Consider the following 23595-nt stretch of genomic DNA (forward strand, 5'->3'; position numbering starts at 1 on the left):
GCCCTAAAGGGAGCCAGGTGTGCGTTTGTCACAGATATCGCGTACTTCTCCGGTAAATCGGCTGTCGGAACGCATCACACGGCCGCACCAATACGGAACACGGCTGCCGGAAGGCGAGACACGCCGGGCTACTCGCCGCGGGCGGCGGCGAGGCTGGCCCGGCAGGTGCGGACGATCTGCCGGGTGGCGGCGGAGTCGGGGGGCCGGCGGCAGCGGGGGCAGGTGACGGTGACGGCCCAGGTGAGCTCGTCGACCGAGACCGTGGCGGCGCACTCGCAGGTTCGGCACCAGCGGTGGCCGGTGACCACGAAGACGTGGGACGCGGAGGAGATGCACTGGTGGACCCAGCGGCGGTGGGTTCGGCACGTGAGGCGCTCGAGGGGGTCGGCGCCGGCGTGCTCGGCGTGATCCTCGGCGGTGAGCGCGGCCGCGAGCCGGGGGTCGCGCAGCGTGGCGTAGCGGGGGTCGACGGCCGCGGCGGCGTCGTGCGGCGCGGGAGCGAACGGCTCGGTGGTTGCCGGTGCGGACATCGTCGTCACCCTTCGCGGCCCGGCGCCCCCGGTAGGCGCCTTCTGCTTGGACGTCGAAGCCGCCGGCGCCATATCGACACCGGAGTGGACATTCCGGCGGTATGTTCCCGGACGACACGACGTCAGAGCAGCTGGGCGGCCAGCTCGGCGCGGGAGCGGATACCGAGCTTGGGATAGACCTTGCGCAGGTGGTACTCGACGGTCTTGGGGCTGGAGGAACAGGGCGGCGGCGACCTCGCGCGTGGTCCGGCCCTCGGCGAGCAGAAGGGACACCTGAAGCTCTTGCGGGGTCAGGGTTTGCACGCTGTTCGGCGCGCTTCGCCTGATCGCCTCGCCGGTCGCCGCCAGCTCGCTCGCGGCGCGGTCGGCCCACGGCGCGGCGCGCAGCCGTTCGAACGTGGTGAGCGCGGCGCGCAGCTGCGGCCGGGCCGCCACCCGCCGCCGGGCGCGGCGGAGCCGGGCGCCGTAGGCCAGCTGGGTGCGGGCGGTCTCGAAGCCGTCCAGGGTGTGCGCGTGGAACCCTAGGGCGGCCTCGAAATGCGCGTCGAACTCGGCCTCGGCGCCGAGGACGCCGAGCGTCCGCTCGGCGCTCGCCATGGCCCACGGTTGCCCCTTCGTCGTCGCCGCGGACCGGTAACGGCGCGCGACGTGCCAGGCGTCGTCGCGCCGGCCGAGGCGGGCGAGGGCGTCGGCGAGCTCGGCAGCGGGCGACAGGTCCGGATCGGACAGTCCGAGGGTGTCGAGCAGGCCGACTCCCCGGCGGCCACGGACATCCTGGCCTGCGCCTCGACGTCCGGGCTCAGCCGCGCGGCCCGCTCGAACGCCGCCGCCGCGACGTCGTGCGCGCCGCGGTCGTGGGCCCCCGCCGCCGCCTCGGCCAGCAGCTCGGCGATCCTGGCGTCGGGACCGAGGGTGGCCTGGGCCAGGTGCCACGCCCGCCGGTCCGGCTCGTGCGGACCGAGCGCGTCGGCCACGGCACGGTGCACCGACCGGCGGTGCTCCGGCGCGGCGTCACCGTAGACGGCCGCACGGACCACCGGGTGGCGGAACTCGACGCGGCCGTCGGCGACCCGGATCAGCCCGGCGGCCTCGGCCTCGGCCAGCGCGTCGACACCGACGCCGAGGCCGCGCTCACGACCGCCCGGGTTGTGTCCTGGCAACGACGTGCGACGCTGACCGTATGGCCGATACCTGGTACACCCCGCTGACGCCGCTGGCCTTTCTGGAACGGTCGGCGGCGGTGTTTCCGGACAAGGTGGCGATCGCCTACGGGGACCGCCGGATCTCCTACCGGGAGTTCGCGGCACAGGCCAACCGGCTGGCGAACGCGTTGCGGGCCAGCGGGATCGGGCCCGGCGACCGGGTGGCGTACCTGATGCCGAACATTCCCGAGCTGCTCGTCGCACACTTCGGGGTGCCGCTGGCCGGGGCCGTGCTGGTGGCGATCAACACCCGGCTGGCGCCGGCCGAGGTGCGGTACATCTGCGCGCACTCGGGCGCGAAGCTGCTCGTGGTCGACGCCGCCCTGCAGCCGAGCGCGGCGCAGGTGGACTCGGTCGGCGAGATCGTCACCGTCGTCGACCCGGCCTCCGGCGCGACGCCCACGGCTGCCGGGCCGGGCTACGCCGAGCTGCTCGACCGGGGGTCCGACGATCCGCTGCCGTGGACCGTGGCCGACGAGCGCGCCACCATCTCGATCAACTACACCTCCGGCACCACCGGCAAGCCCAAGGGGGTCATGTACCACCACCGCGGTGCCTACCTCAACGCGCTGGCCGAGGTCGTGCACTCGCGGCACACCCCGGACTCGGTGTACCTGTGGACGCTGCCGATGTTCCACTGCAACGGCTGGTGCACCACGTGGGGCGTCACCGCGATCGGCGGCACCCACGTGTGCCTGCGCGCCGTGGATCCCGCCGAGATCTGGCGCCTGCTCGACGCCGAGGGCATCACCCACCTCAACGGCGCCCCCACCGTGCTGGTCAGCATCGCCAACGCGGAGGCGGCGCACGCGCTCGACCGCGAGCTGGTGATCACCACCGCCGGCGCGCCGCCCAGCCCCACGGTCATCGCCACCATGGAGAAGCTCGGCGCGACGATCATCCACGTCTACGGCCTCACCGAGACCTACGGCCCGTACACCGTCTGCGAATGGCAACCCGGATGGTCCACTATGGACGGTGAGCGGCGGACCCGGCTGCTGGCCCGGCAGGGCGTCGGCAACATCGTCACCGACGGCGTCCGGGTCGTCGACGAGTCGCTGCGTGACGTGCCCCGCGACGGCGCCACCCTCGGCGAGGTCGTCATGCGCGGCAACAACGTGATGTCCGGCTACTTCGACGATCCCGAGGCCACCGCGCGGGCCTTCCGCGGCGGCTGGTTCCACTCCGGCGACCTCGCGGTGTGGCACCCCGACGGCTACATCGAGCTGCGCGACCGGGCCAAGGACATCGTCATCTCCGGCGGCGAGAACATCTCCACGATCGAGGTGGAGGCCGCCCTCGACTCCCACCCGGCCGTCCTCGAGGTGGCCGTGGTCGGCGTGCCCGACGAGAAGTGGGGCGAGCGCCCCAAGGCCTACGTCGTCCTCCGCCCCGGCGCCGAGGCCACCCCCGACGAGCTGCGCGACCACGCCCGCGCCCATATCGCCCGGTACAAGGTCCCCGACCAGGTCGAGTTCCTCCCCGAGCTACCCAAGACCTCCACCGGCAAGATCCAGAAGTTCCAGCTCCGCAACCGCTGAGCCGGCGTCAGCGGTCGGGCTTGGCCCAGATGCCGCGGTCGTGCATGAGCTTGATCTGGGGCTCGATCACCTTCTCGCGGTACTCGGCGTGCTTCATCGGGGCGCGGTCCAGGTAGAGGTTCTTCGGGTAGATCGGCTGCTCGTACAGCATCTGGTACAGCTCGGTGCGCACGTCCTTGAGCCAGTTGTCCCACTGCGCCCGCGCCCGGTGGTCGCGCAGCGCCTCGATGTCGATCACACCGGCGACGTAGGTGGAGCCGGCGCCGTAGTCCTGGCGCCCGACGATAGCGCCCTTGTAGTTGATGACGTAGGACCGGCCGCCGAACGTGTCGATCGGGGTGTCGTCCTCGGCGTGCAGGTAGTAGGTGCCCATGTTCGGGGCGATCAGGTACATGTTGTTGTCCAGCGCGCGGGCCCGGCTCTGGATCTCGAACATGTCGTTGCCGGTGGCCGGGTGCGGGTAGGAGGCCCGGTACACCACCTCGGCGCCGTTGAGCGCCAGCGCCCGTGCGTTCTCCGGATAGGAGCCCTCGTTGGCCATCATGATGCCGAGCCGGCCGATCTCGGTGTCGACGACCGGCCAGAACGCGTCGAGGGTGCGGCCGTACTTCTCCACCCACCAGTCGTAGATGTCATGTGGACAGACCGAGTGCTCAACCGGGAACAGCGGGGACACCTTGTAGTGCTGCAGGATCACCTCGCCGGCCGGGCTGATGATGAAGCCGACGTTGAAGAACCGGTCGGGCCAGTCCGGATGCCTGGCCTTGGCCTGCGCCATCACGAACGCGTTGTTGTCCTGGGCCAGCTTGCCCAGCTCGTCGGTCTCCTCCCCCGGAATGTCGATCGCACACTCGCGGGCGAACGTGGCATGGTCGACGTCGAGCACCTCGTCGTTGAACCCCTGCAACCCACCCTCCGGGATCGCGATCAGCCGCACCGGCAGGTCCAGGCTCGACAGCCAGGACGCCGCCTTCGTCAGGCTCCGCAAATGCTCCAGGTTCACCCGAATATCCGCCCGCGCCCGAATCCCCCGCACCGTCGGAATCAAGCCGACCGCCGTGTACGCCTTGACCAACGCCCTCGCCCCACTTTCCCGTGTCGACTTCGCCGCGCCTACTACCCAGTCAGCCCCCACCCATCAAAAGGGTGGGGGGTGGGTTCGTGGGCAGTTTACCCACACCCGCCAACGGATGATCTTGACCGGCGCGAGCTGTCCACAGCTCTTCAGTGGCGGGGTCGTGCGAGGGTGGCAGGGCTTCGCCTTCGGGTAGGCGTGTTCGGCATTGGCGCAGCCGTGTGTCGTGTTGCGGTAGCCCGGCTGTGCCGCGGCCCTGCGTCTGCCCGGCAGGGCCCGCGGCACAGTGCCGGGAGACCGGGCGTGATCATCGAGCGGCCCGGTCGGGTCGCCCGAGTCGGGTGTGGAAAACGACGGCTGCGCGTGCGGCGCGCGGCGCAGCTTTCGTTTCACAGGGCGATCTTGGCGACCTTTGCCGGAGCCCTGCCCACCAAGGAGGGCGAGTTGTCCACAGGCCCCCGGGCTAGCCGGCAAGCGCTTTCCTGAGTAGGTTCGGATGGTATGGACCACGTGGGGCAGCTGGGGCGCAGGGCGGTTCTGGGGATGCTGGGCGCGGTGGCTGCCGCCGGGGTGGGTGGCGGGGCGGCCGCCGAGGCGGACGCGCGCCGGCGCAGGATACCGCCGAACGGCATCGGGATGCACCTGTACACGGTGCGCGACATGCTGGCGGCCGACCCGCAGGCCACATTGAACGCGATGGCCGGCATCGGCTACGCCTGCGTGGGGGTGAGCGCGTTCCCCAGGCCCGCCACGGAGATCCGCGACATGTGCGCGGCGGCCGGGGTGCGGCCGGTCATCCTGCACGTGGGCCACGGCGACCTGGTCGGCAACTGGGCGGCCAAGCTCGAGGACGCGCGGACGATCGGCGTGCGGTGGGTGGTGCTGTCGTCGTTCCCCGGGTCGATGTACACCCTCGAGGGGATGCGGCTGGGCGCGCGGCAGCTCAACGAGGCCGGCGCCGCGGCCCGCGAGCTGGGCATGGGCCTGCTGCACCACAACCATGACACCGAGTTCCGGGTGATCGACGGCCAGCGGCTGTACGAGATCCTGCTCAGCGAGACCGATCCGCACCTGGTCGACTTCGAGCTGGACATCGGCTGGGCCGACAGCGCCGGCGCCGACTGCCGGGCGTTGTTCGCCGACAACCCGCGCCGATTCCCGGTGCTGCACGTCAAGGACCATGACGGCCAGGGGCACTGGACCGACGTCGGCGCCGGGGTCGTCGACTGGGCGCGCATCTTCGGGCTGGCCAGCCACGCCGGCGTCCGGTTCTGGCTGGTCGAGCGCGACGACCAGCCGGCGCCGCTGGACACCGCCCGCAACAGCTACGACTACCTGCGCGCGCTGCGGTTCTAGCCGGGCCACTCCAGCAGGTTCACCTCGGTCACCGGCGCGTCGGCATCGGACGGCACGAGGAACGTCCGCACCTCGTGCGGTGCGAACCGGACCGGGATCGTGCGCCCGCACATCGGCAGGGCGATCTCGCAGTCGACGTGCCGGCCGGTGATCTCCACCGCCCGCACGACGAGCGCGCCGCCGTCCTCCGCGCCCTTGAGCACGCCGACCAGCACCGCGTCCGACGAAACGTCCGCATAGGACGACAGCAGAGGCAGCGGGCCGGGGTGGTAGGTCTCCAGCAGGGTGGTCGGGGGCGCGTTCAGCTCGGCGGCCAGCTGCGGCACCCGGGCGGCGCGCCAGTCCCCGGCGTGCGGCACCAGCCGGTAGGCGAACCGTTGCACACCCTGGTCGAGGTAGGTGTAGACGCCGTCGTCGGTCAGCACCTCCGGGTCGTGCCAGGCGTACACCGGGCTGCGCGCCACGGTCATGCCGATCTCCCCGCCGAGCACATCGAACCCGCTCTTGGCGTCGTTGAGCAGCGCAAGGCCCGCGGGGCCGCCGCCGAGCAGCCCGGACACGTCCACCCAGGTGTGCCCGGGCTCCTCGGCGCCGTCGGTCGGCCGGACCAGGTAGCCGTACGGGATCTCGTAGCTGGCCGACGGATCCCGCAACGCCGTGGGGAAGCGGAGCTTGAGCAGCTTCAACCGCTCCTGCCAGTCAAGCCACACCCGCACCTCGAGGTGCCGGGCGCCGGCCATGAGTACCAGCTCCTCGGCCAGAACCGAGCCACCGTAACGGGATTCGACGCGCAGCACCGCCCGCACCGGCCCGTGCTCGGCCAGCCGCACGGACTCGCAGCGGAACTCCCCCACCGGGCGGTCGTACCGCTCGACGCCGTGGCTCCAGGTGTCGGACAGGTCCTCGAGCACCACCGCGTGCGGGCCGGGTGACTCCGGCACGAGATCGGCGCCGGTCGCCTTGTCCACCAGGCTGGACAGCCAGCCGGTGGCCGGGTCCACCACCACCCGCAGGTGCTCGTTCTCCAGGCCTGCGCCGTCGGCGACCAGCTCCGGCGCGTCGGCGGCGGCGCCCTCGAGCACGTGGTAGGTGCGGTAACCCAGCGGCGGCAGCTGCGCCCGGAACGCCAGCCGGCGGCGCCCGGCGACCACGGCCTGCGAGCGGATCCGTTGCACCGCAACCGGTTGACCCCGCTCGTCGGTGAGCCGCTCGCCCAGCGGGGCCGGGTGCCCGCCGAACTCCAGCTCGACCACGGAGTCCACCGGCCAGGCGTGCGGGTTGAACACCACCACCGGCGTGCTGCCCGGGGCGTGCGGGATGTCGATCTGCCGGCTGAGCACCTGGCGGGACCGGTTGGCCACCCGGTCGGCCCGCGCGCACGCCTCGCCGAGCTGGTCGCGCGCGTCGTCGTAGGCCGCGTCGATCGAGGTACCGGCCAGGATGTCGTGGAACTGGTTGAACAGCACCAGCTTCCACGCCGCGGTCAGCTCGGCCAGCGGGTAGGCCAGCCCGGTGACCGCCTGCGCCACCGCGGCCCACCGCTCGGCCACCTGCAGGGCGTTCTCCGCCCGCCGGTTCCAGCGCTTGATTCCGGAGTGCGCCGAGTAGCAGCCGACCGCGTGGTGCTGCAGCTCGCCGGCGTGCACCGGGTACGCCGCGGCGCCGTTGCCGAGCACCGCGTCGAAGTAGCCGCGGGGGCTGCCGCACCGCGCCCGGATGCCCGGCCGGGTGGCGTCCAGCTCCCGGATACTGTCCAGGTTCGCCCTCGTCGGCCCGCCGCCGTGGTTGCCCACGCCGTAGAACACCATGGCCTGGGTGTCCTCTTCGGACAGCACGGCCACCGCGCGGTCCACGTGCGCGCCGAGGTCCTGGCCGGGGCTGCAGTACTCGTGCGGGATCCGGTAGGCCAGCACCCGCGACCCGTCCGGCGACTGCCACCAGAACGTCTGCCGGTGCAGGGCCAGCTCGTGCGGCTGCGGGCGCAGGAACACGTAGCTGTCCATGCCGCTGCGGCGCAGCAGTTGCGGCAGCATCGCGTTGTGCCCGAACGGGTCGACGTTGCAGCCGACGGTGGACGTGACGCCGAACCGGTCGTGCAGGTAGCGCTGGGCGTAGAGCGCCTGGCGGACGAAGGACTCGCCGGCCGGCAGGTTGCAGTCGGGCTCGACCCACCAGCCGCCGACCACGTGCCAGCGCCCCTCGGCGATGTGCCGCCGGATCCGCTCGAACAGCTCGGGATCGCTCTCCTCGACCCACTCCAGGTAACCCACCGAGGTGGCGGTGAAGACGAACTCCGGGTACTCGGCGAGCCGGTGCACCGCCGACCAGAACGTCGCCCTGATCTCCTGGTAGCCCTCCTGCCACTGCCACAACCACACCGGGTCGATGTGCGCGTTGCCGATCAGGTGCAGCACCCGGCCGTCACTCATCCCTGTCCTCCCGCGGGCCACGGTAACCCGGGCCGGCCCGGTACTCGGCCCAGATCCGGCCAACCTCGACCAGGTCTTCATCGCTGATCGACTCGCCGGTGTAATCAAGGTGCGTGGTGTAGTAGAGGGCCGGGACGCCGAGGGTGGGCTTGACGTCGCGGTATGCCCGCCAACCGGCCAGGTCGGGGGCGCACCAGTCGTCGGTGTCGATGAGCACCTCGGGGCAGGCGGCACGGACGATGGCCGCGCGGTGGGTCATCGCCTCGACGACCGGCGACCGCGGATGCGGGTCGTCGAGGCGCAGGATGTCGTTGAGCCGCACCATGTCCGTGACGTCCAGGAACGCCGGGTGCGGGGTCTGGGTGACGACGAGCGCGTCGGGCTTGGCCGCCTTGGCCGCGCGGTAGATCACCGCCAGCAGCTCGTGCAGCAGGGCGAGGCCCCAGCGCGGGCCGCGGTGGGACAGGGCGGTCCCGGTCGGGGTGGCGGCCGTGAAGTCGATCTTCAGGCCGTCGGCGTCGAGACCGTCTGCGGACAGCATTGCCCGGATGGAGCCGGTCAGCAGCTCGACCGCGCCGGGGTGGTCGGGGTCGAGCGCGACCGGATTGCCGGCGGGGTCGCGCACGCACACCTCCGGTGGGGCGCCGGTGGGATCCCACGCCTTCCACCACAGCAGCACCCTCTGGCCGGCCCGGTGCCGGTCGGCGATCCAGCCGCGCAGGTCCGGCCAGCGCGCGGGGTCCGGGTCCGGACGGCAATACCATCGCTGCCAGTTGTCGTCCACCACAACGGTTCCCGGCCGCACCCCGTGGCGGGCCAGGTGGTCGAGGAAGGCGTCGTAGTTGCGCCGGGTGCTCTGCTCGGCGGCCCGTCCGCCGTGGACGGTGGCCAGGTGGCACTGGGCGCCCCAGCCGCAGAACATCGGCTCACGCCACCAGTCCGGACCCGGACGCGGAACGCCATGGCGGCGCAACCCCGCGTACGGATCCGCAAGACCCGGCCTGAGCACCAGCGTCGGGCTGCGCCACTGACCGTCCACTTCGGTCTGGCCCTCGTAGTCGAGGCGGAAGGCGAACCCGCCGTCGGCGGCCAGGTAGTGCCAGCCGGTGAACGTGGCCTCCTCGACCGGAACGGTCAGCCCGAGACCGAGCCACGGTCCGCCGGCCGGGCGGCGCACCGCGTAGTACAGCGGGGCCGGGGTGAAGAACCAGTGCCCGCGGCCGGGCTGCCCGTCGCCGCACACCCCGATCACGGCGGACTCCGTGGCCGGTATGAGGATCCGTGCGGGATCGGCCGGGTTGGCCGAGAACAGCGTGGTGAAGTGCGCGGCGCTGGGCAGCCAGCCGAGCGGGTGGCCGGCGGCGACCCCGCGGCCGGACAGCAGAAACACGTCGGTGATCCGCCCCCGCCCGGACACCTCCACCCAGGTCTCCACCCGGTCGTCGTACCGGTCCAGCACGACCGTGCAGGTGCCCCACCGGGAGCTGCCGTGGGTCAGCCGGATCCGGCGTCCGTCCACTTCGGGCGCACCGATCCAGGTGGTCTCGTCCCGGCCGGCCACCGTGTCCACCGCGGCAAGCAGCCGGAGCCCGGCCCACGTCCCGTGCCGGTCGGCCAGCCGGGCCACCGTGGAGCCCGGCGACACGTCGAGGGTGTAGCCGGTCACGCCGGCGGGCTCAGATCCGCCACCTCGCAAGCTCGGTGACGGCGACCCTGCCACCTCGTTGCTCGGTGGCAGGGCAGCGTTGGATCGTTCGCTCCGCAAGCTCCGCTCACCGGACGTCGCGCCATGGCCGGGCGTACCGGTCGACCAGCTCGGCCAGCGACCGCAGCCGGTCGACCGAGCGCTCGCGCAGCAGCGGCACCGGGTCGGGTGCCGAGACCGTGTCGCTCCAGATCGCCCGCCCGGCAAGGAAACCGGATGCGCCGCCGCGGCAGGCCGCCTCGACGGCCCGCGGGAATTCCGGAATGGACACTCCCTGGGAAAGCACCACCCACGGCACCGGCAGCACCTCGGTCAGGCGCGCGCACACCCGGGTGATCTCGGCCGGCTCGCCCTGCCCGGCCCGGGGAACCTGGGCCTTGTACAGCTCGGGCCGCAACGCGCCCAGCTCCCGCGCGGCCTCCACCTGCAACCGGTCCTGGTCCTCGCCGGGCGCCGGCCGGGCGACGCCCTCGAGCACCGAGACAAGACCGGCCTCGGCGCAGGTGCGCACGAACTCGGCGGCCATGGCCAGCCGCCGGTCGGCGTTGCCGTCGCTGCGCCACACCACGAGCAGCTTCAGCGCGTCGGCCCCGCGCCGGCGGACGTCGGCGGGATCGATCGCGGAATCGACGACGGTGTCGGACACCCGACCGTCGTCCTGATAGGACAGTGCGTCGGCGGCGAGGATCAGCCCGGTGTCCGGCGGCAGCAGGTGCTGCTCGGTCACGGTGTGGAAGCCGTACTCCCGGTCGATGAGGAACCCCGACGCGTGCGGTCCCAGCTCGCGGGCGACGGCGAGCTTGAACGCCGTCAGCTCGTTGTCACCCACCGGACCGGTGCGATGCTTGGCGAGCATGGCCCGCAGGCTCTCCCGCTGATCCATCGCAACCATCGCCAGGCCCCCGGACTTGCGGGCGAGGGCGTCCAAGCTCATCGTGTGGCCTCCCGCAGGAACTCATCGGTGTAGATCTTCTGATAGCGCGCCGCCCGCGCGCCGTCGCGCGGCAGCCGCTCCGACGGCAGCACCGGCGGCTCGAACCCGATCGCCCGCCCGGCCAGCAGGGCCGCCCCGACCCCGGCCGCGTCCACGGCCGCGCACCGCCGGACCGGCCATGGCATGACCTCGGCCTTGATCGCCATCCAGGTCTGGTTGCGCGCCGGCCCGCCGAGCACCACGCACTCCCCGAGCGGCCCGTGCGCCTCGGCCATCCAGCGCACGTGCAGGCAGGCGCCCTCCAGCACCGCGACCGCCAGCTCGGCCGCCCCGTGCGCCGCCGTCACCCCGCGCATCGTCAGGCGCCGCCCGGGATCCGGCGCCGGCGCGCCCCGCCCGGACAGGTACGGCTCGACGACGATCCCGGTCGGCCGCCGCACGTCGCGCACCAGCTCCCGGAACGCCTCCGGCCGGGCCGCCCCGAGCAGCCGCTCGGCCGCCCACTCCAGCAGCCGGCCGCTGCCAGGAAACCCCGACACCAGCGCCCAGTGCCGCCCGTCCGCATGCCGGTTCCAGGACAGCCCGCCGTCGACCGTCCCGGCGTCCGGCGGCCGCGCGCTGACCGTCACCACGGCCTCGGCCGTCCCCAGCGAGTCCACCGTGGCGCCCGGCGCCCGCGCCCCCGCCGCGTAGGCCGCCACCAGATGGTCGTGCCCCGCGATCACCACCGGCGTGCCGCCGCGCAGCCCGCCATGCGCACCCGACACCCGCCCGGCGATCCCGTCGGCGATCCGCGGCAGCTGCCCTGGCCGCACCCCGCTCGCCGCCAGCAGCTCGGGGTCGTACTCCCCCGCGCGCTGATCCAGCGCGCCGGTCCGCCCGGCCAGCGTCCGATCGGTGACCGGCGCCCCGAGAAGCGCGGTCGCGACCAGATCCGCCGCATTCACCCACACCCGCATGGACCCCAGAACCTCCGGCCGATGACGCCGGAGCCACGACCAACGCGCCAGCGGCGTCTTCGCGCCCAGATGCACCCCGGTCCTGGCGAACAGCGCGGCCCGCCCGACCTCCGCCTCGATCAGCCGCGCCTCCTCCGCGCCGCGCGGATCGTCCCAGCGCAGCAACGGATGCATCGGCCGCAGCCGGTCGTCGAGCGCCACCCCGCTCTCGGCCATGCTGGTGATCCCGACCGCGGCCGGCGCCGCCCCGGCCCGCTCGACGCACTCCTCCAGATCCGCCAGCACCCCCGCGACGAGCGCGTCGCAGTCATCGCCCGTCGGCCGCCGCGCCTGCGCCACCGGGTTGCCGGCCGCCGTGTAGATCCCGACTTTGCAGCTGGTGCTCCCCACGTCGATGCCGGCAACGATCACCAAGCCAATCTAGATCGTCTCCATCGAACCGCGGTCAGGTCGCGGCCGTCACGGGCTGGGCGGTGGCACGTGTGCGCTCGGCGTAACGGGTGACGGGGCCGACGGCCAGGCCGGCGCCGAGGAACAGGCCGCCGAGGACGAACCAGCCGGGGGTGCCCCAGCTGATCAACAGCGTGGTCAGCACGGCCGGGCCGAGCATGCGGGCGATCTGCGGGGCCATGCCGAAGAACCCCTGATACTGGCCCTGCTTGTCGGCCGGGGCCAGGGTGAAGCCGAGCTCCCAGGCGGCGGCGCCCTGCATCATCTCGCCGGCGACCTGGATCGCGGCGGCGAGCAGCAGCACCGCGACGGCGGCCCACGGACCGAGGTGGCCGCTCGACCCGGCGTAGACCGCGCACGCGGCGAGCATCAGGGCGCCGGCGCGGGCGGACACCCGCGCGGCGGTGCGCAGGTCGGTGACCCGGCGCGCCAGCCGGACCTGGAAGAGCACCACGGACAGCATGTTGACCAGCAGCAGCGCGGCGGCCATCGGCTTGGGCGCGTCGGTGTGCGTCACGATCCACAGCGGCAGGACCAGGCTGAGCAGCGGCATGTTCAGGTACATGATCGCGTTGAGCAGCGTGAGCAGCGCGAACGGGCGGTCGCGCAGCACGGCCAGCCGGGGCTCGCCGGCGCGCCCGACCGGCGCGGGCGGCACCTCGGGCAGCCGGCGCAGCACGGCGGCGGCGACCAGGAAGCTGGCCGCGTCCATGGCGAACACCGCGAGGTAGGCCGGCGGGCTGTCGACGTACAGCGCCAGCCCGCCCAGCCCGGCGCCGACCGCCAGGCCGGCGTTGAGCGTCGACTGCAGGTACGCCCGGACCCGGGTCCGCTCCCCCGGCGCCACCAGCCCGGCCAGCAGCGCCTGCCGGGCCGAGGTCAGCCCGCCCTGGCAGCCGGCGTACCCGCACACGACGAGCAGGAACAGCGGAAACGACCGCACCACGAGGAAAGCGCCGAGCGTCGCGGCGGTCGTGCCGGCCAGCAGGACCGCGACACGCCGCGGGCCGAACCGGTCGGCGAGGTGGCCGAGCGGCACCCCGGCGAGCATGCCGATCGCCCAACCCACGGTCAGCGCGATCCCGACCCGGGTCGCCGAAAGCCCGACGATCCGAGTGAAGAACAACGCCGAGCACGCGTAGAACGCACCATCACCCAGCGAGTTGATCAGCTGGGCCAGCGCCAGCGCCCGCGGCGGCCCGGCGGGCGGAGCAAAGCGAGACACGGCCGCTCCTCAGTCGACTCGGGGGGACTCGGTGCGGCCGCGCTTGAGCTCGAAGAACCCCGGCGTGCCGGAGACCAGCAGCACGCCGTCCCAGAGCCGGCCGGCCGCCTCGCCGCGCGGCACGGGCGTCACCACAGGTCCGAAGAAGGCGTTGCGTCCGACGTGGATGGTCGGCGTGCCGAGGTCCTCGCTGACCGGGTCGAGCCCGGCGTGGTGACTGCGGCGCAGGGCCTCGTCATGGGCGGGGTCGTCGGCGGCATCGGCCAGGTCGGTGGACAGGCCCAGCTCGGCCAGCGCAGCAACGTACAGCTCCCGGCCGATCCGCGCCTTGTCGTGGTGGATCCGGTTGCCGAGCGCGGTGTAGAGGTCCCGCAGGATCGGGGTGCCGTACTTGTGCTCGGCGGCGATCAGCACGCGGACCGGGCCCAGCGTGTCGGCCAACCAGTTCCGGTACCACTCCGCCAGCCCGTCCCGGCCCTTGTTGAGCAGCCACAGGCTCATCACGTGGAAGCGCACCTCCACGTCGCGGACCCGCTCCACCTCCAGCAGCCAGCGGGAGGCGTTCCAGGCCCAGGGGCACTTCGGGTCGAACCACATGTCAGCGACGGTCACGGAGATCATTCAAGGGGTCCGTATTGGCTCATGGAAGTGCCAATCCTGGGCATTTCGATTGAGCCAATGTAGGGTCCGGGCGTGGAGCTCCACGTGAGCCTGACCGGCCCCGGCGACCGGGCCGCCCGGATCTACCGGCAGCTGCTCGACGCGATCCTGGACGGCCGGCTGCGCCCAGGCGAACGGCTGCCGCCCACCCGGGAGCTGGCCCGGCGCCTGAACGTCGCCCGCAACACCGTGTCGGTCGCCTACGACCGGCTGACCGCCGAGGGGTTCCTCACCGCCAGGGTCGGCGCCGGGACGTTCGTCGGCAGCCAGCCGGTCGCCATGGCCCGGCGCCGGACCGCGCCGGCGGGCAGCGGCCTGCGGCCCCGGCCGGTCTGGAGCACCATCGCTCCCCTTGCGCCCCCCGGCCCGCCGCCCGCGTACGACTTCCGGGTCGGCACGCCCGACGGCTCGCTGTTCCCGCTCACCGCGTGGCGCCGGCTGGTCTCCGCCGAACTGCGCACCGCGACGGTCCGCGACGCCGGCTACCGCGACCCGGCCGGGCACGCCGGCCTGCGTGAGGCGATCGCCCGGTACGCCGGCATCTCCCGCTCGGTACGCGCCCACCCGGAGGACGTGTTGATCACGCAGGGCGCTCAGCAGGCCATCGACCTCGTCGGCCGGGTGCTGATCGAGCCGGGCGATCGGGTGGCGGTCGAGGAGCCCGGCTACCCGCCGGTGCGGCACCTGTTCCGCAGCCTCGGCGCCCGTGTCGCCGGGGTGCCGGTGGACGGCGAGGGGCTCGACGTGCGCGCGCTGCCGGCCGACGCCCGGCTGGTCTACGTCACGCCGTCGCATCAGTTCCCGCTGGGCACGCCGATGTCGCTGGCCCGGCGGACCGCGCTGCTCGAGTGGGCGCAGCGGCGCGGCGCGGTGATCGTCGAGGACGACTACGACACCGAGTTCCGCTTCTCCGACCGCCCGCTCGAGCCGCTGCAGAGCCTGGACCGCACCGGCAGGGTGGTCTACGTCGGCACGTTCTCCAAGACGCTGCTTCCCTTGCTGCGCCTGGGTTTCCTGGTCGCCCCGGCCGCCCTGCGCCCGGCGCTGCGGGCGGCCAGGCAGCTCACCGACTGGCACGGCGACCACGCCGGTCAGGCGGCCCTCGCCCGGCTCATCGACTCCGGCGAGCTGGCCCGGCACATCCGCAAGGCCAGCCGGGTCTACGCCGCCCGGCACGAACGCATCCGGTCCGCGCTGCACGCCGACTTCGCCGCCTGGCTCGACCCGGTCCCGTCCGCCGCCGGCCTGCACCTGTGCGCCCGCCTGCGGCCCGGCGCCCCCGACATCGGCGAGCGGGCCCTGGACCACGGCGTCGCGGTCGAGAGCCTGGCCAAGTACTGCGCCACCGACCGCGTCCAACCGGGCCTCGTGCTCGGCTACGGCAGCATCCCCACCGAGCACATCGCCGACGGCCTGCGCCTGCTCGCCCGGTGCTTCATACTCCACCGGTGAGTCCACTTGACAGACACGCCGAGCGGCTGGACGCCATCCGCCGGGCGGTGCTCGACGGAGACGGCGTGACCGACCGGAAGCTGCGTGCCGCGGCGGCGGGCGGCGGCCCGGCGCCCGAACCGCTGAGCACCTACGTCACCAAGGTCCGCGACGCGTCGTACCGGATCGGCGACGGGGACATCGCATTGCTCAAGGCGGCCGGCCTTGGCGATGAGGAGATCTTCGAGCTCACCGTCGCCGCGGCCCTCGGCGCCGCGCTGCACCGGTTCGAGGCCGGCCTGCGGGCGGTGGCGCCGTGAGGCTGGACGTGTTGGAGCACGGCCACAAGTGGCCCGCGCGGATGTTCCGGCGGATCGTCGCCCTCGTGCTGCGCGACGAGCTGGACGACGTCGCCAAGACCGCCATGCACCGCCCGGAGTTCTTCGGCCGGTGGTTCTTCGACTACGGCCACGAGGTCCTTCGTGGACAGTCGTTCTGGACGGCCGGCGAGCGCGAGTACCTGGCCATGGCCACCTCCCGGCTCAACGAGTGCACGTTCTGCGCCCGGGTGCACACCGAGACCACCCGCCTTGAGTCGCGCGGTGAGGTCGCCGTGGACGACCCGTCGGTGCTGCGCCCCGAGCTGGCCGCGACCCTGGTCCTGCTCGAGAAGCTGACCACCGACCCGGACGGGGTCACCACCGCGGACGTCGACGCCGTGCGCGCGGCGGGCGTGCCCGATGTCGCGATCGTCGACGCGCTGCACGTCAACCTGATCTTCAACCTGGTCAACCGACTGGCCAACGCGTTCGGCTGGTCCTGGGACTCCGAGGCGCACACCCGCAAGGGCGCCAAGGTGATTCACTTCGTCCGGTACAAGCTCCCCGGCTTCGTGCTGCGATAGCTCACGGCAGGCGGATCCCCCGCAGCACCTCTGGGTCGCCAGAGCCGGTGAGGCGCATCCGGCCGCGCAGCTGGTACACCAGGTTGGTCGCCGTGCCGCGCAGGGTGGCGTCGGCCTCCTCGCCGTCGGCGGCCGGGCGGACCAGCGGCGCCTCACCCGGGGTGAGCGCGACGAACCACGACTCCGGGCCGTCGGTGCAGGACACCACGGCGGTGCCCTTCACCTCGGGCGGGGAGTCGACGGCGAGCTGTGCGGCCAGCAGCGTGCCGAGCTGCTCGTCGATGGCGTCCACCGCCTGCTCGCGGTCCGTCGGCTCGAGGGCGCGCAGCGCGGCCTGGGCGTCCCACCGGCGCAGGTTCAGCTCGTGCGCCGCCCGGCGGCGCCACACCCAGGCCAGGGCCGGCGCGGCGGGCGAGAATGTCCACACGGGACGGTTGGCCGGCGTGCCGGACAGCGCGGCGGCGGCAGGGCCGAGCCGATCGTCCAGGTAGGCCAGCGGATCGGTGACCTCGTCGGCAGGGCGCGGCGGCAGCCGCGTCATGCTGCCGCTGGTCAGGTATCTGGTGACCTGGTCGAGGAAGCGCCCGACGTGCACCACCAGGTCGGTGAACGTCCAATGAGGACAGGACGGCACGGCCGCGCCGAGCTCCGCGCGGCCGACCGCGGCGCGGAACTTCGCGGCCTGCTCGCCGAACACCTCCAGCCAGTCCATGGCACACATAGTGCAGCACGAGCTGACGCCGCGTCGGCGGAACCACACACATCGTCATCGCGTCGGACCGGCCGGGGGGATCGACACCAGGGAGCCACCGTTGAGCAACGGATACGACGTCGACCCGGACGCCCTGCAGTCCGCATCCAGCCGGTTCTACAACTCCTCGGACGCGGTCGGCGACGCCGCCGCGCTGCTGGCGCTGACCCAGCTCGTTCCGCAGGCGCTCGGCGAGGTGCCCGCCGCCGACGAGCTCAGCGCCGCGGTGTCGCGTTTCGTCGGCGCGCACGGCGACGACCTGCGGCACGGCTCGATCTGGATCAACGACGCCGCCGACGGGTTGGTGCAGAGCGCCGACTCCTACCGCCGGCACGACGACGGCGCGGCCGAGCGCCTGCGGACCCTGCGGGAGCCCCGATGACCTACACCGACCCGGAGATCCTGTACGGCAAGCTGACCGCAGGCGACGTCGGCCGGATCAACGCCGCCGCCGACCCGATCACCGCCGCGATCAGCGCGCTGGAGCGGGCGAAGACCGACCTCACCAGGGGCACCTCGACGGCCACCGCGTCGTGGCGGGGAACCGCGGCCGACGCGTTCGGCGCTCGGGCGGAGCTCAGCGGCACCGCGGCCGACCGCTCGCGGGGCCGGCTGGAGGCGGCCGTCGGCGTCGTGCGGGCCGCCGCCAACGCGTACGGCGCCATGCGCACCGCGGCCGACGAGGCCATCCGGCCGTGGCGTGCGCGGCCGGCGAACCTGGACGAGGCCGGCCTGCGCGACCTGGCCGAGCGGGTCAACACCGCGCTGGGCGGGGTGCGCGACGGCTACGAGAGCACGCTGCGCGGGCATGCCAGGTCGCTCGGCGAGCTGGCCCCGGGGTTCGCCGAGGCCGCTGGCGACACCGCGGCCTGGGGACAGACGGCGCCGCAGGCCGGGTTGACCGTGCCGCCGCCGGGATCGGATCCGCGGGCGGTGGCGCAGTGGTGGGCCGGGCTCACCGAGACCCAGCGCGATCAGCTGCTGGCCACCGAGTTCGACCGGCTCGGCCAGCTGCGCGGGCTGCCGGCCGAGGTCCTTGACGACGCCAACCGCCGCCGCATCGAGGTCGACCGGACCCGGTTCGAGGCCGAGCGGGCCGACCTGGACGCGCGGATCGCGGCCAGGGCCGAGGAGCTGGGCATCGACCCGGACGACGAGGGCGTGCTGCGGGTGGCCGACGACGAGCTGGCCGACCTGCTCGACCAGCGCCAGGACGTCGACCGCCGGCTGGAGAACGCAAACGGCGCGCAGTCCGTCCTCGACCGGGCCTCGCGCGAGGACATTCCCGGCGGCGTGTACGTGCTGTCCTACGACCCGGTCGGCCCCAACTCCGACGGCGCGCTGGCCGTGGCGTTCGGCAACCCGGACACCGCCGACCACCTCGGCGTCGTGGTTCCCGGCACGGGAACCTCGGTCACCAGCGGCTTCCCCGTCTCCGACGCCGCCAACCTGCGCCGGCAGATGGACGAGCTCGGCGGCGGGCAGAACGCCACCATCGCCTGGCTCGGCTACGACGCTCCGGACAGCCTGCTCGACCTGGACGTGGCCCGCGCGGACAACGCGCGGGACGGCGGCGAGACCCTGGTGTCCGATGTGGACGGTTATCGGGCGGCGGCCGAGGCGGCCGGGAACCACCAGCACGTCACGGTGATCGGGCACAGCTACGGCAGCACCACGGTCGGCTACGCGGGCCTGAACGGCCTGGCCGCCGACGACGTCGCGTTCATCGGCTCCCCCGGCGTCGGCGCCTCCGAGGCGGGACAACTGTCGCCCGGCGAGGACCACGTGTGGGCCGGCGCGGCCGAGCACGACCCGGTGGTCCAGGCCACCCAGGGCGACCACTTCACCGCCGGCCCGTCGTCCACCGGGGTCTACGACGACGGCTTCGGCGCAAGGATCTTCGGCACCCCGGACGGCGGCGGCCACCTCGGCGCGCACTCCAACTACTACGACTCCGGCTCGGAGTCGCTGCGCAACCTCGGCAACATCGCCACCGGCCACTACGACGACGTGACCGACCAGCGCTGGCAGGACGACCCGCTGCCGGCCCACCCGGTGCTCGAGGGCGCCGACGCCGTCACCGAGGTGCTCGGCGGCGTCTGGGACGCCGGCGGCGAGATCCTGCACGGTGACTTCGGCGACGCCTGGGACACCGCTCGGGACACCGCGGGCGAGGTCGCCAGCGACGGCGTCGACGTGGTCGTCGGCACCCTCGGCGACGTCGGCGAGGCCGGCCGCGACGCATACGACAACACGATCGGCCGCATCCCCGGCCTGTGACCACAGTGTCGTGAATCTTTTGCGGCGCTATAACCACTCACGACAGCTGCTGCACGACGATCGCGTTGACCCGCCACCACTCCACGATGTCGATCGAGAGCTGGAGGTCGATCACGCGGCCGGCGGCGCCTCCGTCCACTGTGAGCTGATCCCAGCCCCACTGGTTGGGCGCCAGGGGCAGGCCGCCGTCGATCACCCGCTGGCCGTCCAGGGTGACGATCAGGCGGCGGGCGTCGAACTGCGCGTCGCCGCGGAGGAACGAGACCGCGTGCCGGCCCGGTGGGATGCGCAGGCGCAGGGTGGCGGGTTGCTGCGAGGTGACCATGTCGCGGCGCAGGACGTCCGGGCCGCCGCGGTCGCGGGACTGCAGGCCGGTGTTGGCCACCCAGCCGAAGCCGCGGGCGTCGGAGTAGGTCGTGGCGGGCTCGAGCTGCCGGTACGCGGCCAGCACCCCGCTGGTCGCGGACCCGGCGTCCAGCGCGTAGACCGAGCGCTCGCCGCCCGGCACCAGCAGGGTGCGGGCGTGCGGCACGCCGCCGGCCTGCTGCCCCGGCACGGTGGCCCGCGCGGATATGTCTACTTCGGACACCCGGCCGGTGGTGGGCGCCTGGGCGGGCGGGGTGAGCGGAACCTGCACGGTGGCGGTGGCGCCCGCGCCGACCGGGGCGGTGACCGGGGAGGTCTGCCAGCCGGTGGGCACGGTCAGGGCGACCGTGGCGTTCACCGCGGCGCCGGTCCGGTTGGTCACGGTGACCGCGGCGACCGACGACCGGCCGGCCGGCACCGGGGACGGCACCGACAGGGTGGCCACCTCGATCAGCGGCACGAACTCCAACCAGTCCACATTGAACAGATCGGCCGTGCTGGACGTGTTGCGGGCGACCAGGAACAGCTCATAGCTGCCACCGGGGTCGGTGATGTCCGCGGTGACCGTGGTCCAGGTGCGCCAGCCGCCGGTCACCGGCACGGCCACGCTGCCGAGCACCGGACCGGTCGGGCCGCCCCGGCGGACGTCGATGAAGCCGCCTGCGCCGGCGCTGGCCACGCGGAACCGTAGAGCGTCCACTCCGGACAGGTTGACCGGCTCGAAGCTGACCCAGTCGCCGTGGGAGATGTTCCCAACGAGCTTGCCGGCCGTGCCGTCCTGCAGGTCGAACAGGTTGGTGCCGCTCTGCCGGGTGTAGTGGTCGGACTCCTTGTGCCGCGGCTGCAGGATCGCCGAGTCGCCGCCGGTGAGCCGGGAGACGCCGGTGGCGCCCCGGTCGGTGTACTTGGTGTCGACGACGTAGAAGATGTTGTCGTTGGACGTATGTCCGTCGTCGACGATGGTCTGGATCGTGCCGGCGCAGCCCCGGTACTGGTCGAGCGGGTGCGCGTGCTGGGCGTGGCCGAGCGCCGGCTGGGTGATCACCTGCTGGCAGTCGATGGCGCCGTCCTCCGGGTCGGTCACCGTGGCCGAGAAGCTCACCTGGCTGCCGAAGTCGAAGATCTGGCCGTCGGCCGGGGCCGTGAGGGTGACGGTCGGCGCGGTGTTGCCGACCGTGATCGGCACATTGGCCACGGTGGACCGGTTGGTCGGGTCGGTGACGGTCAGCCGCGCGGTGTAGTCACCGTTAGCGGTATAGGTGTGGCCGGGGTTGGCCGCGGTGGAGTCGGTCGTGCCGTTGCCGTCGAAGTCCCAGGCGAACCGGATCGTCTGGCCGGCGTCCGGGTCGGACGAGCCGGCGCTGGAGAACGCCACGGCCAGCGGGGCCCGGCCGGAGGTCGGGGTGGCGGTCGCGCGGGCCAGCGGCGAGCGCTCCCCCGGGCGGACATAGTTGATCTTGTAGACACCCGAGTCGAAGTTCGGGTCGCCGCGCCCGGAGCCGCCGTAGTTGCTGCCCCACTCGATGACGTACAGCGAGCCGTCCGGACCGAACTCCAGGTCGATCGGGCGCAGGAACGTCATGTTCGGCAGGAACCGGTTGATCGAGAACGCCTGGCCCGCGGCGTCCTGCTTCACCTCGAAGATGGCGTTGCGGGTCCAGTCGGCGATCAGCATCGCGTCGTCGTAGTAGGCCGGGAACTTGCTCTCCGAGGCCAGGTTCGCGTCGAAGTGGTAGACCGGGCCGCCGATCGCCAGCCGCCCGCCGGTGCCCAGCTCCGGCCAGGTCGGTGACACCGCGTAGGGATACGACATCCATGCCCCGCGGGCGGGCGGCAGGACCTGCCGTCCGGTGTTGTTCGGCGAGTTGTTGACCGGCCCGTTGGCACAGTCGAACGGGGCGCCGGACACGCCGGTGGCGAAGTCGAAGTCCACATAGGGCAGATTCGGGCCGATGCAGTGCGGCCAGCCGTAGTTGCCGGCCGAGCGGGCCTGGTTGAACTCGTCGTAGCCACGCGGACCGCGGGTGGCCGAGTCGGTCTGCGCGTCCGGGCCGACCTCGCCCCAGTAGAGCCAGTTGGTCTCGGAGTCGATGTGGATCCGGTACGGGTTGCGCAGGCCCATCACGTAGATCTCCGGCCGGGTCTGCGCGGTGCCGGGCGGGAACAGGTTGCCGGCCGGGATCGTGTACGTCCCGTTGGCCTCGGGGTGGATGCGCAGGATCTTGCCGCGCAGGTCGTTGGTGTTGGCCGAGGACCGCTGCGCGTCGTTGTTCTCCTGGCCGGCCCGCTCGTCGAACGGACCGAACCCGCCGCAGCACGGGGCGGAGTTGTCGCCGGTGGCCACGTAGAGGTTGCCGGCGGCGTCGAACGTCATGCCGCCGCCCTCGTGCGCGTTGACCTGGCGCTGCGAGTTGATCGTGAGCAGCACCTTCTCGCTTGCCAGGTCCACGGTGTCGGTGGCCTCGTCGAAGGTGAACCGGGAGACCCGGCTCACCGTGCCGGTGAGCGGCGTGTAGTAGAGGTACAGGAAGTGGTTGGTGGCGAAGTCGGGGTCCAGCGTGATGCCGTGCATGCCGTGCGTGTGCACCACGAGCACCTCGAGCCGGGCGGCCAGCTTGGTGAGCCGCAGCGCGGGGTCGTACACCTTGACCGCGCCGCCGCGCTCGACGAAGAACACCCGCCCGGTCGAGTCGATCTCCATGTCCAGCGGGTCGTCGGTGTTGCCGTCGAGCTGGATCTTCTCGTACCGCTCGTTCTCGGTCGGCCCGCAGTCCCCCGCCACCGCGCCGGCCGCCCACTCGATGCCGCCGAGCAGGTGCGCGCGGAACAGCGGCTCGGAGTAGGCCTCGATGGCGTGGCCGAGGCCGGTGTACCAGGAGCGGCCGCCCTCGAAGTCCTGGCACCAGGCGATCGGATGGTCGGCGCCCATGCCGTGGCCGGTGTAGCTGCGCGTGTCGAAGCTGGCCAGCACGTGCACGCCGCCGCGCGGGTTGACGTTGAAGTCGTACGGCTCCTCGGTGCGCACCCAGTTCTGCGGCAGGTTCCTCGTCGACGGGTGCACGCGGTCGTCGACCTGGATGCTCACCTGCTGGATCGCCGGGTGGGTGGTGAACTTCGCGCCGAGCATGGCGTCGTACCACGGCCAGTCGCGGTCGCTGCCGCTGGCCGAGTGGATCCCGACGAACCCGTTGCCGGCCCGGACGTACCGTTGCAGCGCCGCCCGCTGGTTGGCGTCCAGCACGGCCCCGTCCCGACCGTTGGTGTTGTTGAAGATCACCGCGTCGAACGGCGCCAGCCCGGCGTCGGTGAACAGCCCGGCGTCGTCGGACACGGTCACCGCGAAGTTGTGCTGCGCGCCCAGCTCGGTGATCGCGGCCTTCCCGGCCGGGATCGAGTCGTGGAAGAACCCGTTCACCCTGGAGAAGACCAGCACGCTGAACCGCGGCGCCGCCTGCGCCGCCGGCGGCGCGGCCACCACCCCCGCCAGCACCAGCAAGGAGACGACCAGCACCCACACCGATCTCGACATCGCACGCCTCCGCAGGTCAGGCAAGCGCTTTCCTGACACCTTAGGGGCCTGATCCCGCCAAGGGAAGGGCTTTCCTTTGGCTATGAGGTGAACTAATTGCCCTGCAGATGGGTGACCAGCCACCGGTGCAGCGGCGCGATCACCGTCCAGTGCTTGCCCAGCATGCCAACGAGGTTGCCGGCGTCGGTGGCGAGCGCGGGCGGCTCGTCATGGTGCACGAACAGGGCGCTGTGCCGCAGCAGCCGGCCGGTGCCGGGCGAGACGTCGA

Annotated in this window: 19 protein-coding genes; 7 read left to right on the forward strand and 12 right to left on the reverse strand. The window is 72.9% G+C overall.

The window, feature by feature from the left end; translation table 11 throughout:
• Positions 1–128 precede the first annotated feature (128 nt).
• Together VGX25_RS35925 and VGX25_RS31360 are read right to left on the reverse strand one after the other, a co-directional pair.
• Positions 129–1127, reverse strand: coding sequence for a hypothetical protein (locus VGX25_RS35925; protein WP_326921570.1), 999 nt, complete (start codon positions 1125–1127; stop codon positions 129–131).
• On the reverse strand, positions 1052–1690 hold the full coding sequence (locus VGX25_RS31360; protein ID WP_326921571.1) for a hypothetical protein: 639 nt from the start codon (positions 1688–1690) through the stop codon (positions 1052–1054). The genes VGX25_RS35925 and VGX25_RS31360 overlap by 76 nt, the downstream gene beginning before the upstream one ends.
• Positions 1691–1710: 20 nt before the next feature.
• Between VGX25_RS31360 and VGX25_RS31365 the strand changes: the two genes are divergently transcribed.
• Positions 1711–3273 (forward strand): acyl--CoA ligase family protein, encoded by a 1563-nt coding sequence (locus tag VGX25_RS31365; protein ID WP_326921572.1) that lies wholly within the window; start codon positions 1711–1713, stop codon positions 3271–3273.
• Between the two features lie 7 nt (positions 3274–3280).
• Here VGX25_RS31365 and VGX25_RS31370 read toward each other — a convergent pair whose 3' ends face one another.
• Positions 3281–4276 carry a nitrilase-related carbon-nitrogen hydrolase gene (locus VGX25_RS31370; protein ID WP_326921573.1) on the reverse strand — a complete coding sequence of 332 codons (996 nt, stop codon included), beginning with the start codon at positions 4274–4276 and terminating at the stop codon, positions 3281–3283.
• A 573-nt stretch (positions 4277–4849) separates the two neighbouring features.
• Here VGX25_RS31370 and VGX25_RS31375 point away from each other — a divergent pair.
• Positions 4850–5704, forward strand: a complete 855-nt coding sequence (locus VGX25_RS31375) for a sugar phosphate isomerase/epimerase (protein ID WP_326921574.1) — start codon at positions 4850–4852, stop codon at positions 5702–5704.
• Here VGX25_RS31375 and VGX25_RS31380 read toward each other — a convergent pair.
• From VGX25_RS31380 to VGX25_RS31405, 6 genes are all read right to left on the reverse strand, one after another.
• Positions 5701–8133, reverse strand: a complete 2433-nt coding sequence (locus VGX25_RS31380; RefSeq protein WP_326921575.1) for an alpha-mannosidase — start codon at positions 8131–8133, stop codon at positions 5701–5703. The two genes, VGX25_RS31375 and VGX25_RS31380, sit on opposite strands and share 4 nt — an antisense overlap.
• Entirely contained in the window at positions 8126–9799 is a 1674-nt protein-coding gene (locus VGX25_RS31385; RefSeq protein WP_326921576.1) for a hypothetical protein, read from the reverse strand. Before VGX25_RS31385 ends, VGX25_RS31380 begins: the two co-directional genes overlap by 8 nt.
• A gap of 106 nt (positions 9800–9905) precedes the next feature.
• Entirely contained in the window at positions 9906–10772 is an 867-nt protein-coding gene (locus tag VGX25_RS31390) for a hypothetical protein (RefSeq protein WP_326921577.1), read from the reverse strand.
• Positions 10769–12142 carry an FGGY-family carbohydrate kinase gene (locus tag VGX25_RS31395; protein ID WP_326921578.1) on the reverse strand — a complete coding sequence of 458 codons (1374 nt, stop codon included), beginning with the start codon at positions 12140–12142 and terminating at the stop codon, positions 10769–10771. Before VGX25_RS31395 ends, VGX25_RS31390 begins: the two co-directional genes overlap by 4 nt.
• Before the next feature lie 34 nt (positions 12143–12176).
• Positions 12177–13406 carry an MFS transporter gene (locus VGX25_RS31400; protein WP_326921579.1) on the reverse strand — a complete coding sequence of 410 codons (1230 nt, stop codon included), beginning with the start codon at positions 13404–13406 and terminating at the stop codon, positions 12177–12179.
• Positions 13407–13415: 9 nt separating this feature from the next.
• Positions 13416–14018 (reverse strand): DsbA family protein, encoded by a 603-nt coding sequence (locus VGX25_RS31405; protein WP_326921580.1) that lies wholly within the window; start codon positions 14016–14018, stop codon positions 13416–13418.
• Between the two features lie 81 nt (positions 14019–14099).
• On the opposite strand from VGX25_RS31405, the gene VGX25_RS31410 reads away from it, so the two are divergent.
• From VGX25_RS31410 to VGX25_RS31420, 3 genes are read left to right on the forward strand one after another with little or no spacing between them, the layout of a single operon-like run.
• On the forward strand, positions 14100–15518 hold the full coding sequence (locus VGX25_RS31410; protein WP_326921581.1) for a PLP-dependent aminotransferase family protein: 1419 nt from the start codon (positions 14100–14102) through the stop codon (positions 15516–15518).
• Positions 15515–15817: a hypothetical protein gene (locus tag VGX25_RS31415; protein ID WP_326921582.1), complete on the forward strand. Its 303-nt coding sequence runs from the start codon at positions 15515–15517 to the stop codon at positions 15815–15817. Before VGX25_RS31410 ends, VGX25_RS31415 begins: the two co-directional genes overlap by 4 nt.
• A complete protein-coding gene (locus tag VGX25_RS31420) occupies positions 15814–16401 on the forward strand; it encodes a hypothetical protein (RefSeq protein ID WP_326921583.1) in 588 nt (195 codons plus the stop codon). The genes VGX25_RS31415 and VGX25_RS31420 overlap by 4 nt, the downstream gene beginning before the upstream one ends.
• A gap of 1 nt (position 16402) precedes the next feature.
• Here VGX25_RS31420 and VGX25_RS31425 read toward each other — a convergent pair whose 3' ends face one another.
• The gene (locus tag VGX25_RS31425) at positions 16403–17113 is read right to left on the reverse strand and encodes a maleylpyruvate isomerase N-terminal domain-containing protein (RefSeq protein ID WP_326921584.1); all 711 of its coding nucleotides are present in this window, start codon (positions 17111–17113) and stop codon (positions 16403–16405) included.
• A 100-nt stretch (positions 17114–17213) separates the two neighbouring features.
• Between VGX25_RS31425 and VGX25_RS31430 the strand changes: the two genes are divergently transcribed.
• Both VGX25_RS31430 and VGX25_RS31435 read left to right on the forward strand, forming a co-directional pair.
• On the forward strand, positions 17214–17534 hold the full coding sequence (locus VGX25_RS31430; RefSeq protein WP_326921585.1) for a type VII secretion target: 321 nt from the start codon (positions 17214–17216) through the stop codon (positions 17532–17534).
• Entirely contained in the window at positions 17531–19432 is a 1902-nt protein-coding gene (locus VGX25_RS31435) for an alpha/beta hydrolase (RefSeq protein WP_326921586.1), read from the forward strand. The genes VGX25_RS31430 and VGX25_RS31435 overlap by 4 nt, the downstream gene beginning before the upstream one ends.
• 37 nt (positions 19433–19469) lie before the next feature.
• Here the strand turns inward: VGX25_RS31435 and VGX25_RS31440 are convergent, their stop codons facing one another.
• On the reverse strand, positions 19470–23327 hold the full coding sequence (locus VGX25_RS31440) for a ThuA domain-containing protein (RefSeq protein WP_326921587.1): 3858 nt from the start codon (positions 23325–23327) through the stop codon (positions 19470–19472).
• A gap of 92 nt (positions 23328–23419) precedes the next feature.
• Positions 23420–23545 (reverse strand): hypothetical protein, encoded by a 126-nt coding sequence (locus VGX25_RS31445; RefSeq protein ID WP_326921588.1) that lies wholly within the window; start codon positions 23543–23545, stop codon positions 23420–23422.
• Positions 23546–23595: the final 50 nt, after the last annotated feature.

The organism is Actinophytocola sp., assembly GCF_035942955.1.
Lineage (GTDB): Bacteria > Actinomycetota > Actinomycetes > Mycobacteriales > Pseudonocardiaceae > DASYTH01.

Bases quoted from the DNA above. Each gene is read 5' to 3' on its own strand.
- VGX25_RS35925 (WP_326921570.1), bottom strand. From the start codon at position 1,127: ATGGCGAGCGCCGAGCGGACGCTCGGCGTCCTCGGCGCCGAGGCCGAG.
- VGX25_RS31365 (WP_326921572.1), top strand. From the start codon at position 1,711: ATGGCCGATACCTGGTACACCCCGCTGACGCCGCTGGCCTTTCTGGAA.
- VGX25_RS31375 (WP_326921574.1), top strand. From the start codon at position 4,850: ATGGACCACGTGGGGCAGCTGGGGCGCAGGGCGGTTCTGGGGATGCTG.
- VGX25_RS31380 (WP_326921575.1), bottom strand. From the start codon at position 8,133: ATGAGTGACGGCCGGGTGCTGCACCTGATCGGCAACGCGCACATCGAC.
- VGX25_RS31390 (WP_326921577.1), bottom strand. From the start codon at position 10,772: ATGAGCTTGGACGCCCTCGCCCGCAAGTCCGGGGGCCTGGCGATGGTT.
- VGX25_RS31425 (WP_326921584.1), bottom strand. From the start codon at position 17,113: ATGGACTGGCTGGAGGTGTTCGGCGAGCAGGCCGCGAAGTTCCGCGCC.
- VGX25_RS31435 (WP_326921586.1), top strand. From the start codon at position 17,531: ATGACCTACACCGACCCGGAGATCCTGTACGGCAAGCTGACCGCAGGC.
- VGX25_RS31440 (WP_326921587.1), bottom strand. From the start codon at position 23,327: ATGTCGAGATCGGTGTGGGTGCTGGTCGTCTCCTTGCTGGTGCTGGCG.